Origin of the sequence: Serratia sp. MMO-28 (assembly GCF_037199905.1) — a bacterium.
GTDB classification, from domain to species: domain Bacteria; phylum Pseudomonadota; class Gammaproteobacteria; order Enterobacterales; family Enterobacteriaceae; genus Chania; species Chania oryzae.
In genome coordinates this window covers 1-12,324 of record NZ_JBBCVB010000040.1, presented here as the reverse complement: position 1 = coordinate 12,324, position 12,324 = coordinate 1, and the positions used below count along the sequence as shown (strand labels likewise).

The following is a 12,324-nucleotide window of genomic DNA, read 5'->3' as shown; positions in this document are numbered from 1 at the left end:
AATGTTGAACCGGCAACTCATGATGAGTTGCCCAACAACCCCGCCGAATGTGACGGCGGTGAGCCTGAGCGGCAGTGACCTGTGGTATGCCCACAGGGTGATGTAACCCGCTGACAACGGGGAGTGAGGCGAGATCACTAAGCCAAGATGCTCCTCAAGGCTGAGTACTGTCAACAACGGGTAAAAAGTGATCCACTTACCGTCACCACCAACGGTCTAATATTGATCCACCTTTCTTACTCAGGATTAGCTTCAGCGATAACCCCTGCCTTTCGTTTTTGCTTCAGTCGATAGCTCTCTCCTTTTATCTGTACAACATGTGAGTGGTGTAAGATGCGATCCAGCATCGCTGATGTCAGGGCTGCATCCCCCGCGAACGTCTGATCCCATTGCCCGAACGGGAGGTTGGATGTCAGGATCATGGCGCTCTTCTCGTAACGTTTAGCTATGACCTGGAAGAACAGTTTGGCCTCTTCCTGACTGAACGGCAGATAGCCTATTTCGTCGATAATAAGCAGTTTGGGGGCCATAATCCCCCGCTGAAGCAGGGTTTTATAACGGCCCTGTCGCTGGGCGGTGGACAGTTGGAGTAGCAGATCTGCCGCGGTCGTGAAGCGAACCTTGATACCCGCCCTTACTGCCTCGTAGCCCATCGCTATAGCCAGATGTGTTTTACCTACGCCGGATGGCCCCAACAACACGATATTTTCGTTGCGCTCGATGAAGCTCAGTGAACGTAAGGACTGGAGTTGTTTCTGAGGTGCCCCGGTGGCGAAGGTAAAATCATATTCCTCGAACGTTTTTACTGCCGGGAAGGCCGCCATGCGGGTAAACATGGCCTGTTTTCGCTGATGCCGTGCCAGTTTTTCCTCATGCAACAGATGTTCCAGGAAGTCCATGTAGCTCCATTCCTGGTCCACTGCCTGTTTCGACAAGCCTGGTGCGGCACTGATAAGGCTATCCAGTTGCAGCTGTTCGGCGAGTACCATCAGCCGTTGATGTTGCAGTTCAACCATCATGCGGCTCCTCTGCAGAACGTGTCATAGATAGACAGCGGATGGTGCAGCGGTTGCCTGTCGAAGGTCACCAGGCTTTCATCAACCTGCACGTCATACTGCTTTTTATCTGGCGGCAGGGCCAGCATGGACTGTTGTTCTTCAACCCAGCGATCACAGGGACGGGTCTGGATGGTTTCATGCTTCCGTTGATTGGCCACATCGTACAGCCAGCGCAGACCGTAGCGGTTTGCCGTTTCCACATCGACGGTGATCCCCATTGGACGCAGGCGAGTCATTAGAGGAATGTAGAAGCTGTTGCGGGTGTACTGCACCATTCGCTCCACCTTACCTTTGGTTTGTGCCCTGAAGGGGCGACACAGCCGGGGGGAGAAGCCCATCTCTTTACCGAACTGCCACAGGGAAGGGTTGAACCGATGCCGTCCGGTCTGGTAAGCATCGCGCTGGAGCACCACTGTTTTCATATTGTCGTACAGGACTTCCCGTGGCACACCACCGAAGAAGTTGAACGCATTGCGGTGACAGGCTTCCAGCGTGTCGTAGCGCATGTTGTCGGTGAACTCGATGTAAAGCATTCTGCTGTACCCCAGAACAGCAACGAACACATGCAGTGGCGACTTACCGTTTCGCATAGTCCCCCAATCAACCTGCATCTGCCGTCCGGGCTCGGTTTCGAAGCGAACGATCGGTTCAGCCACGACAGGCAGAGTCTGCGAACGAATGAGCTCCCTCAGGATGGTAAGCCCTCCACGATAGCCTAGCTCCATGATTTCCCGAGCGATAACAGTTGCCGGGATTTTATAGGGATACGCATCGCTAATCCGTTTAGATATGTAATCACGGTATTCATCGAGCAGTGATGATGATGCAGGACGCGGTGAATACTGCGGCTTTTCAGAATTGGCTTTCAGATGGCTGCGGACAGTATTGCGTGAAACGCCGAGTTCCCTGGCGATAGCCCGGATGCTCATTCCCCGCTTGTGCAGGACTTTAATTTCCATACGAATCTCAAAAGTGACCATAAGCTCCCCTGTATTCAGAGGAGCAGATTAACCCCTGGATCAATTTTCAACCGTTGGGGTGGATCAGTTTTGCACCGTTGGTGACAAGTACTGAAAGGTTGAAGAACATGAACCCATTAATCCGCCTCTGAGGGTTGAAATGTCACCACGGCCTACGTGATCTAACAGGCCGTACAGAAGGGAGCGACAGCAACAGCCATGTGCTGTCGGACGAAGGTCCTCTGATAGGTGAGCAGAGGACCGGGACAGCAGTTACCCTCACAGCTCGGGCTGCTGCCTTCTGTCAACTTGCGGCAAGCAAGGGCAAAGAGTGCGATGGGCAACCTCCTCAGTACGTTTGAGTCCAGGCAGGTAAACCGGGGAAGGTCAATAGCGGATGAGAAAGGGGCATGACCCTGATGACGCGTTGGCTGACGGAGCTTCCGTAGTAGTCCGCGATGGGGAAAGCCCATTACATGGCGAAGGGGAGCAGTTTAAATAGGTTTGCCAAGCGAACTAACTGACCTAACGAGGTGAAGACCTTTGATAATCAGCGAAATGCAACGCAAGCTTGCTACATGGGCAGCAACAGATCCGTCCCGACGGATTGAACGGCTGCTGCGTCTGATAACACAGCCAGAATGGTTGGCTGAAGCAGCACGGATCACGCTTTCATCAAAGGGTGCTTATACACCCGGCGTTGATGGCGTGAATAAAGTGATGTTACAGACCAGACTGGCTACCGAACTGCAAAAACTCAGGGATGAACTTCTCTCAGGTTGCTATCAGCCCGTGCCCGCCAGACGGGTTTACATTCCCAAAAGCAATGGCAAACAGCGACCACTGGGTATCCCCACGTTACGGGACCGGATTGTTCAGCGGGCCATGCTGATGGCAATGGAGCCCATCTGGGAGAGTGATTTTCATACGCTCTCGTATGGCTTCCGGCCTGAACGCAGTGTCCACCATGCGATCCGCACGGTGAAATTACAACTCACTGACTGTGGGGAAACGCGAGGACGTTGGGTTATTGAAGGAGACCTGTCCAGCTACTTCGACACCGTACATCACCGACTGCTAATGAAAGCTGTACGCCGCAGGGTCAGTGACTCACGTTTTATGACCCTGCTGTGGAAAACAATCAAGGCGGGACATGTTGATGCCGGGCTCTTTCGGGCTGCCAGTGAAGGCATGCCGCAGGGAGGCGTAATATCGCCGCTGCTGTCGAATATCATGCTTAATGAGTTCGATCAGTATCTGCATAAACGCTATTTGAGCGGGAAAGCCAGAAAGGATCGGTGGTACTGGAATCACAGTATCCAGCGAGGCCGCAGTACCGCTGTCAGAGAAAACTGGCAATGGAAACCCGCCGTCGCCTACTGCCGATACGCCGATGATTTTGTGGTCATCGTCAAAGGCACCAAGGCACAGGCGGAAGCCATCCGGGAGGAGTGCCGGAACGTGCTCGAAGACCGTCTGAAACTCAGATTGAACATGGAGAAAACCAAAATTACCCATGTGAATGATGGATTTGTCTTTCTGGGTCATCGGATCATTCGCAAACGTAGCCGCTACGGCGATATGCGAGTGGTGTCGACGATCCCGCGGGCCAAAGCCAGACACTTCGTAGCATCACTGACGGCACTGTTATCAGGCAATTACGGTGAAAGTAAAGTCGACATGGTTGAGATACTCAACCGGAAACTGAAAGGCTGGGCTGCGTTCTATCAGTTCGTGGACTTTAAGGCCAAAGTGTTCAGTTATATCGATCGTGTTGTGTTCTGGAAACTGGCTCACTGGCTGGCCCGTAAATACCGTACAGGTATCGCATCCCTGATGCGCCAATGGTGCAAGGCCCCAAAACCCGGTCAGAGTAAGACCTGGGTTTTATTTGGCAAGACCAATAACGGCAAGCTCAGCGGTGACACACTGTACCGGATGGTTGGGCAAGGCAAGAAGCTGTTTCGCTGGCGTCTACCCGAAGGTAACCCTTACCTGAAGACGGAAATCAGAAACACGTATACATCGCGTTTCACTGAAGTGGCAATGGCGTTTGCCAGTGTTTAAACGGAGAGCCGGATGCGCTGAAAGGTGCACGTCCGGTTCGGAGAGGAGAGACAGGGAAATAGTCCGACTACGCCCTGTCTCTTACTCTACTGCGCACGGACGAAGGCTGGCTGTACCTGGCGGTGGTCATCGATCTGTGGTCACGTTCCGTCATTGGCTGGTCGATGTCGTCGCGCATGACAGCCCAACTGGCCTGCGATGCGCTGCAAATGGCGCTCTGGCGGCGTAAACGCCCGAAAAATGTCATCGTTCACACGGATCGTGGTGGGCAGTACTGTTCATCGGACTATCAGACCTTGCTGAAACGCCATAATCTACGTGGAAGCATGAGCGCTAGAGGCTGTTGTTATGACAATGCCTGCGTGGAAAGCTTCTTTCACTCGCTGAAAGTGGAATGTATCCACGGAGAGCGCTTTAGCAGCCGTGAAATGATGCGGATGACGGTGTTTAACTATATTGAGTGCGATTACAATCGCTGGCGTCGCCACAGTGCCTGCGGCGGTCTCAGCCCGGAACAATTTGAAAACCAGAACCTCGCTTAGAGCCGTGTCAACATTACGTGGGTAAGATCATATTATATAATTCTTTAACCAATGGATGAGAAAAAATTCTGGAACTTATTAAAACTTCATAACTTTAAATCACCTCATTCATTAATGAATCATTAACTGTATGGTTAAAAGATCAAAACTTATTTTTTATTATTAACTTGCTTTGCTAAAGAGCTATAAACCAAATCAACGAAAACATATTTTTCGCATTCCCAAGGTTCACTAATTGATGGGTTTACTAAATCGGGCTTCCCCCCCATTAGACTATGTATGTGCGAATAAATACCAATTCTTTCTGCGAGTTGCATTAGTTTAATTTGATGTTCTGGTGGGAGCATCTTATTTCTAAACCATGTTGTAAATATATGCTTAGTAAGTTCTTTAGTACATATAAACCATTCGCCTTGACGTCTTTCGTTGCTAAATTTTTCATGTAGATAATTTTCTTTTTCTGCTCCGCCAGGTTCCAAAGCGTGTAATATTAATTGACCAAATGTACCTGTTTGTAAGTTAGATAATCTTTTTAGCACATTATTGGAACGTCCTATTTTCACATAAAGCCCCGAATAAGGATTATTTTTATCTGAAGAACCGGCCCAAGTATCAGGTACTTGTAAAATATAATAAATACTACTTACTTTTCCACTCGATACACTATTTGCCCAAGTTTGCCACTCTTCCATCCAGCTATTTGCATCTTCCTTCGTGTCAAAAGTGTGACTTGTATAGTATAATTCACCACTATCCAATAACATATCGAAAACATATTCCCCACTCTCAATCATTCTTAAGTTGTCGGTTCTCATGGAAGTATCTCATAAATTTACAGGGATATATAAAATGGACTTTACTACACTTATTAAGTGATATCCATTTTTATTGTTCCAATTGCAGTGTTCTCATCCATTATGTTACCACCTGATTATTTCATTATTTAATTTAAACAACTTATTGCTAGTGATAACGGTTTGATGCCCGCTTCTCACTCCAATCTAACTTTCAGAATAAATTTGATCTAAAATATCTCAAATAGGCCGTCAGTAAATATGGACCATTTTTAATCAGTTAGAGGATCAATCTGATTTTCTCTAATAAGATTTCGCAACGCAGTACGAGCAGCAGCGATTTCTGTCATCCCATTAAGAACCACGCTGGACTGTCCTCCTCTCACCCCAAAGACTGTAACCATATTCTCTTCACAGAAATACTCACCTTCATACTGCAGGCCATATTTCTCTACTCGAATGTATGACATAACAACCTCATTTAAGGATCTTTTATTTGAATCATATCCCCACAAAATAATTTAATCAATCTCACCCAAAACTACACGCGATGCTTGTCTTGTAAGCACTGCACTTAACCGAACCATTCGATTTTAGAGATCCTGCGTACAGTTCAGTTATGCTTGTAAGGCTAATGTCCGCTCCTCGCTCAAAGCAGACCTTATGACCTCGATTTCTGGCAGATCCGAGCCAAGAGCAAAAATTGATATCATCAATCGGCCTCAAGCTTAAGGGGAACATCTCCCCCTTTTTATGTAACCAGTTTACTGAAGATGTTCTTTCAGCCAGGTACACGCGCCTTCAATGTCATACGCTTTTTCCCCAAATCCTTTCGCAAGCAGAAACTCTGGTAAATACTCATCATATTTATCTAAGTACTTTTCTGGAACATTTACAGCAAGATCAAACGCTGAGGGCAAGCCTGACAACAGCAGGCCTTTAAGGGCCTGTTGAACAGAAGTGATACTTGAGCCGTCAATTTCTATAACTCCAGCCAATGAATTAGCTTTAAAGCCACAACGTATGAGCAAGGCTGTAATCGTATTGACAACCTTATCTCCCATCCATGGGAGTATGTAACAGTATTGGCCGCTCGTAAGAAAATACTCATTTTGCAGGTTATAACGCTGAAAGTTACTACAACCTTCCGCAAATAGGCTTCTGGCGGCAGAATCGGCATAATCTACTCTCTCGCTACCTATTGCTATGCGGTAATCACCTTCCCTATAGATAGCGAGCATTTCCTGACGAACGGCATCATGAACAGACATTCCCCCCCCACTAAATTGTGGTGGCTGACCGCCTTTGGTCGCCTCTACATAGATAACTTTTTTCTCTGTCTCGATCTCTGTCACTCTCCAGCGCCGCCCACCGAAGATGATGTGTTGATCTGGTAGCAGTGGGGAGTCCACAGGCACTGTTCCAAGGGTTCTGTTTCCGGTGACAATGCGGAACTCTTCTGGTGTGTTGAACACGGCATAAAACGTGTAATGGTTAGTCAGTTTCTCCCCCTCTGCCCCAACAACCATTTCTCCACTAGCGAGTTGAGTGAGCAGGCCACATGCCCCCATATGTTTAAGCAGGCTTTTGAAATCGCCTATATCCACATTACGGAACGGGCCTGTTTGACATAGCTGTGACCAGAGTTGATCGGCACGAACTCCGCCCCATTGCGCGGTAATTGCAAGAATCTGGTGTAGCAGCGTGGAGTAATGCATCTGCTGGGAATCGGCAGGCTCAAACCATTGTTTAGAGATCATCAATCTGATCATTGCCATCGACTGGACCAAATGCAGCCGTAGGTGGTCAACGATACTGCTAGTCACAGTGAGCTCATTTTCTGTAATTAGCATTCTTAGAACTGATGGGGAGTCGCGTCGCCCAGAACGTCCCATACGCTGACGCAGACTGGAAACAGTATGCGGAGGCGTAACTTGGATAACCGACTTAACCTTACCGATATCAATTCCCAACTCAAGCGTCATTGTACAAACAGCTGTTGTGGGCATATTTCCTTTCTGAAGACGAGTTTCAAGCGCTTCCCGCAATTCCTTGGCAAGGGAACCATGGTGGGGAAAGAATTCATTGGGAACAATATGTTCCTCACACATGTCGCTCAGCGTGGCAGCAATGCTTTCAGTCCGCTTTCGACTGTTTGCAAAGACCAAATGAGAATCGCCACGGCAAAGTCTAAAAATGTCAGCGCAAACGTCATGTTCAGCTGAACTCTGAAGTTCTTCTTCTTTTTGGAGCACTCGCTCCAGATAACCTTTGACCTGTACCTGAAGAGTGGCCTCGCTCTTACTATCTGTAACAGTTACGCAGGGTAGTCGTTTGTCTGGGCGCAAAAGTTCGGGCACTTTCTCCAGTTCCCCCAGCGTGGCACTCAACGCAACGCGGGGAATTGGATTTACCTGGCGTCCTAGCACATGGTCAATTCTATTGAGCAGAGAAAGCAGCTGTACACCACGCTCTGAGCCAATGAAAGCATGAAACTCATCAATAACGATGTATGCGACTGACGAAAACGCCTGTTTGAGCCAGCCCATTGAATTTATGAGCAAAGACTCAAGTGACTCAGGTGTAATCAGTAAAATGCCAGCAGGGTTTGTCCGAGCCTTCTTCTTTTTGCTTTGTGGTACATCCCCGTGCCAAGGAGTCACTGGCATTTCCAATGCATCTCCAAGGCTCTCAAGACGACGGTACTGATCGTTAATCAATGCCTTCAACGGACTGATATAGACGATGCCAAATCCATTAGTGAGATCTGCAACTGCCGAACAGGCAGGAAGAAAGAAAGCCTCTGTTTTACCCGCTGCTGTACCTGCACTGATTAGCACGTCCCGATCACGGGCTAAAATTGCCGGGATAGAACTCTCCTGCAAGGGCCTTAATGTAGACCACCCCTGCTTGTAAACCCACTTACGGACGCGGGGATCGAGGCTATCGTAGGCACTGCTCATAGTTTGAAGTTCGCCAGTCCGTCGTCGTCATCGCTTTCCTCCGTAGTGGCGTCATCCATATCGCTGGGCCTGTCCTCTTCAATCGCCACACCCTCGATTAGTGTTTGCCAGTTCATCGTTCTGTTTTGTTCCAGCACGGCCAGCATGTCAAGGAAACCTTTTATGGTATTACGGGGGGTACGGAAGTAAGCGTCTCCAATGGTTTTACTACAGTGATGCAGGAATCCAGTCAGTGCCTCATCTGGTACCAGATAATTCTCTGGATCTCCACCTGCATAAACATGACGAAGATTTCTCAGCAAAATATACAGTTCCTCAGGGGTGAGGCTGGCAAGATGCAAAGTGGGGGATGAGTAGTCAATCACTCCTGCTTTTTGCGCGAACCGGTTTTCCGCCAGACGTGATTGGAGCGCCTCATAGCTGTAAAGACCTTTACGCGGATCGAAAAGAAACTCTGGCGTACCCCCGAGGATAAAACCAATGTTCTCGGCTGAGCCTTGCAGGCAGTCATTCAGGATCCGCAAAATCTGTTCGTAGTTCGCTGTTCTTGCTTGCGTATTATTCAGCTTAAAGAGGTTCACCATTTCGTCGAGGCTGACCAAAAGACCGGCATAGCCTGCCTGGCGGACAAAAAGGCTCATCAGCTTCAAAGAATCATAGAATGATGCGTCTGAGATAATAGTCCGAACGTCGAGATCGTTACGGGCATCAGTTTTGGTGGTGTACTCTCCCCGCAACCAGCGAATAGCATTGGATTTTAGCGTTTCGTTATCCTGCTCATGCCCGCGCCAGAATGCATCAATGACCTTCGCAAAGTCATATCCACCCACCATATCTGACAGAGCTGCCAGGCGTTTATGAATAACTGATGAAACCTCGGAGCCGTCCGTGTCCGCTTCCTTTCTTGCCTCCGTAACGAATCTTTCAACAACGCTAAGTAACGCATTACCATCCGGCTTGTTTCTGGTGGACATGTTTTTCATAAGCTCAGAATAGAGATTACGAGCCTGACCTCCCGATGAGTGAATGCGTCTGTCAGGAGAAAGGTCTGCACTGACTGACACCAGCTTCTTCTCTAGCGCAATAGAGCGCACAACACTCAGAAAGAACGTTTTACCAGAACCATATTCACCGATGATAAGTCTGAGGCTTGCACCACCGTCAGCAATCCTCTCAATATCCTGGTGGAGAGCGGTGATCTCATTCACGCGGCCAACCTGGATATGCTGAATGCCTATCCTTGGCGTTACACCTGACTTAAGTGACTGAATAATAGCGTCGCGTTCTTTCACTCTTATACGTGTTACAGACATTCACTATCCCTCTAATTCTTTGGCAATTTCCAGGTCAACCCAGATATCATCATCGGCATCGTCCAGTACCGGAGCATCAACCACCGCATAGGACCAGTCATTAATCACCTCAAGCGCACCGCCCAGCATCAAATTCAAATTTCCGCACAATTCTGTCGCCTCTTTTCGCGACCACTGTTCTTTCTCCAGCAAACTGCGATAAAGCTGGCTATGTGCGGAGTCAAGCCCCCCCGCCTCCGTTAATGAGGCTGGAGCGCTTTCTGGCTCTTCCGGTTCTTCTTCGGTGAAAATTGTGTTCAGCAATTTACGGACATCATCCGTAGCAGATTCGTGGCGGGCAAGTACATTAGCATCCAGTGTGAACCCTGCTGCTGGCTGAGCAGTTGGTACAGACGAGACGAGATCATGTTCAGTTGCGGAATGCTGATGGATATTGCTCGAGACAGATGAGGGATCCAGCCCCAAACTTGAATAAATCTTCTCAAGCTGTTTGATTTCGGCAGGCGCTATTGTCCCATCCGAACAGGCAACACTAACGATAACTTTACCCACAGCAGCTTTTTCCGCGGCCCCCATCAACTCAATTCTGCTTTTCATTCCTGTCATATTGGCTGGGGTATGAAGTTGCCACGTTAAATACGCATGTAGAGAGCCTTTTTCATCATCGGTGAAGCCAGTATTGTTGTTGATGGCATTCTCAAGCACTTTCTGTTCAGCTTGATCAAGAGAATCGTCAATCAAGGCGACCATCGCCCCTAATCTAAGCGTCATTACAGCTGAGATAAATTCAGGAGAAGGTGAGAAGCGTCCACCTTCGGCGGCAGGGAATAGAACAAGTGTCCCATCAACATCCGCCTTAACATGGTGATAATACGGGTCAGGTGCCAGACTGTAGCCCATCTTCTGTGCAAAGGCCTGCATCAAGTCGGCCTCTTTTTTATTGATCTTCGCCGGACAGTTGGAATTCATATGTGACCAATAGTCAGCAACCGAGACGAAGCCACCCTTATTGAGGATCGCTTCATCAGCCCAATGTTTGAATGAGCTTAATATTTTTTCTGCGCTTTCATTAACGATCTCTGAAGGCAGCAACATAATTGCAGCAGTATCATTTACTGACGTACCTTTCCTACCAAGGTAGCGACTGTAAGCATCAAGTTCATCCGTACATATGTCGGCAATAGTAATAATTTTCTGAACAGGTCCCTTCAATGCAATTGGATCAGGCAGGTCGGGAACAGGAAGTCGGACGCCTCGTAAACTAGGACTTGCAGGTGTGTAATCTAAACGTAAGCGCGTTTTATTCGCCTTAACGACCATCCCTTCACCATATTTGAGGGTGTAACGCCGTTTGAAAAGCGCAGCAAACTCTTTAGCACAGCGGCGAGCCGGGGTACGCAGCGAATACTCGGTGTGGTTTATTACCCAGTTCAACGCCAGTTCAGCTGATACAGGAACTCCTTCATGTACAGTTTTTGCCAGAGCCAGCTTAAATTGCATGCTGTTGCTGAAACCTGAATTGCTATCGAGCTCAGTGGCTAAGCCAATGTTCGGGCGCAGAATAGACATGGCTTCGAGTAATTGGGTCGAATATCCGCGGAATGAGCGGTTCTCAATGAATACCGATCTTAACCGAGCGACTTCATTGAACAGATTACGGAACTCAGCATCAAGGAATTTTGGGTCAGTGGAATCTACGAGCGCTTTTCTTTCCAGGCCGTAGAGGTAGATAAAAACATAGCCGATAGGACACGATGGATCAGACCTATCGCTGGCGAGCCAACTGACATACGCACCGCGTGCTTCTGGGGAAAGAGAGGAAAAACTGGGCCAGTATCCTAATGAACTGTCCTCGTAAAGATAAGCAGTAGGTTTTATCTTACATGTGTCATCAATTAATGATGCCTCACTTCCATCGTCATAATAGCCGCCTGATTCCTGACCGGAGGGCTTCATACGTTGCCCCACGTAAATGTGGCCACCGCTAATTGCTACACCAGCTACAGTTATCATCTCACCCGGAAGTACCCATCGAGCTAGTGCACCTGCTGAATTTGAGGTGTTCCGGTAATGATTGGTTGTCACCCGAAGTTCAACACCCCGGCCACCGCTCAATGTAAAAGTTGCAAGATTATCGTCTTCACTATCATCGTTTCGCACAACCGCCTCTTTTTTCTTGATGTCAGCGAGCCATTCTTTTGGCGGTGCTTTCACGGGGCTTGAAGCATAAGACTTTGGAGATTTACGTTTTTTCTTTCTAAAAAACAACAAGTAAATTACTAAAATCGCCGCAAGAAACTTCAATAACTCCATGATATATAACCTTAAAATCATTCATCACGCACATTCACAAGCAGCAATGAAGGTTGGGTAAGTGGATTAATCTCAAAATAATACGTCTAAATCGCAAGGGTTCAAACCGAAATGCAATCAAAATCAATTTATTGATTTAAAGGAAAATAGTTATTGATTAACCATGCTTTTCAAGCAGAAATTTTGAAGGGATGCGAATGCTTGGTAACCGAACGGCGAACTCGCGTTGTGTGATTAAAATAATGTAATAAGCTAGCAGACATTAACTGAAGCTGTTTTCGGCGTAGGGTAATAGCTCGCTGATCCGGCTGTTCG

General features: G+C 48.0%; 8 protein-coding genes and 1 pseudogene. 2 read left to right on the top strand and 7 right to left on the bottom strand.

What is annotated here, in order from left to right; translation table 11 throughout:
- Positions 1 to 236 precede the first annotated feature (236 nt).
- Positions 237 to 1,019, bottom strand: coding sequence for an IS21-like element helper ATPase IstB (gene istB, locus WG891_RS24265; RefSeq protein WP_337264837.1), 783 nt, complete (start codon positions 1,017 to 1,019; stop codon positions 237 to 239).
- Complete coding sequence (gene istA, locus WG891_RS24260) at positions 1,016 to 2,038, bottom strand: IS21 family transposase (RefSeq protein WP_337264838.1); 1,023 nt, start codon at positions 2,036 to 2,038, stop codon at positions 1,016 to 1,018. Before istA ends, istB begins: the two co-directional genes overlap by 4 nt.
- A gap of 537 nt (positions 2,039 to 2,575) precedes the next feature.
- On the opposite strand from istA, the gene ltrA reads away from it, so the two are divergent.
- Both ltrA and WG891_RS24250 read left to right on the top strand, forming a co-directional pair.
- Entirely contained in the window at positions 2,576 to 4,084 is a 1,509-nt protein-coding gene (ltrA, locus tag WG891_RS24255; protein ID WP_337264843.1) for a group II intron reverse transcriptase/maturase, read from the top strand.
- Between the two features lie 80 nt (positions 4,085 to 4,164).
- A pseudogene (locus WG891_RS24250) lies at positions 4,165 to 4,626 on the top strand (IS3 family transposase); the annotation flags it as partial.
- 149 nt (positions 4,627 to 4,775) lie between these two features.
- On the opposite strand, the gene WG891_RS24245 reads toward WG891_RS24250, so the two are convergent.
- From WG891_RS24245 to WG891_RS24225, 5 genes are all read right to left on the bottom strand, one after another.
- Positions 4,776 to 5,441, bottom strand: a complete 666-nt coding sequence (locus tag WG891_RS24245; protein WP_337264839.1) for a GIY-YIG nuclease family protein — start codon at positions 5,439 to 5,441, stop codon at positions 4,776 to 4,778.
- A 251-nt stretch (positions 5,442 to 5,692) separates the two neighbouring features.
- Positions 5,693 to 5,890, bottom strand: a complete 198-nt coding sequence (locus tag WG891_RS24240; protein ID WP_234529511.1) for a hypothetical protein — start codon at positions 5,888 to 5,890, stop codon at positions 5,693 to 5,695.
- 294 nt (positions 5,891 to 6,184) lie between these two features.
- Positions 6,185 to 8,383, bottom strand: coding sequence for a DEAD/DEAH box helicase (locus WG891_RS24235; protein WP_337264840.1), 2,199 nt, complete (start codon positions 8,381 to 8,383; stop codon positions 6,185 to 6,187).
- Positions 8,380 to 9,696 (bottom strand): ATP-binding protein, encoded by a 1,317-nt coding sequence (locus WG891_RS24230; RefSeq protein WP_337264841.1) that lies wholly within the window; start codon positions 9,694 to 9,696, stop codon positions 8,380 to 8,382. Before WG891_RS24230 ends, WG891_RS24235 begins: the two co-directional genes overlap by 4 nt.
- A gap of 3 nt (positions 9,697 to 9,699) precedes the next feature.
- On the bottom strand, positions 9,700 to 12,009 hold the full coding sequence (locus WG891_RS24225) for a TerB N-terminal domain-containing protein (protein ID WP_337264842.1): 2,310 nt from the start codon (positions 12,007 to 12,009) through the stop codon (positions 9,700 to 9,702).
- Positions 12,010 to 12,324 lie beyond the last annotated feature (315 nt).

Excerpts from the sequence above, each read along its gene's own strand:
- WG891_RS24245 (WP_337264839.1), bottom strand. The coding sequence starts at position 5,441 with ATGAGAACCGACAACTTAAGAATGATTGAGAGTGGGGAATATGTTTTC.
- WG891_RS24240 (WP_234529511.1), bottom strand. The coding sequence starts at position 5,890 with ATGTCATACATTCGAGTAGAGAAATATGGCCTGCAGTATGAAGGTGAG.
- istA (WP_337264838.1), bottom strand. The coding sequence starts at position 2,038 with ATGGTCACTTTTGAGATTCGTATGGAAATTAAAGTCCTGCACAAGCGG.
- ltrA (WP_337264843.1), top strand. The coding sequence starts at position 2,576 with ATGCAACGCAAGCTTGCTACATGGGCAGCAACAGATCCGTCCCGACGG.
- WG891_RS24230 (WP_337264841.1), bottom strand. The coding sequence starts at position 9,696 with ATGTCTGTAACACGTATAAGAGTGAAAGAACGCGACGCTATTATTCAG.
- istB (WP_337264837.1), bottom strand. The coding sequence starts at position 1,019 with ATGATGGTTGAACTGCAACATCAACGGCTGATGGTACTCGCCGAACAG.
- WG891_RS24235 (WP_337264840.1), bottom strand. The coding sequence starts at position 8,383 with ATGAGCAGTGCCTACGATAGCCTCGATCCCCGCGTCCGTAAGTGGGTT.
- WG891_RS24225 (WP_337264842.1), bottom strand. The coding sequence starts at position 12,009 with ATGGAGTTATTGAAGTTTCTTGCGGCGATTTTAGTAATTTACTTGTTG.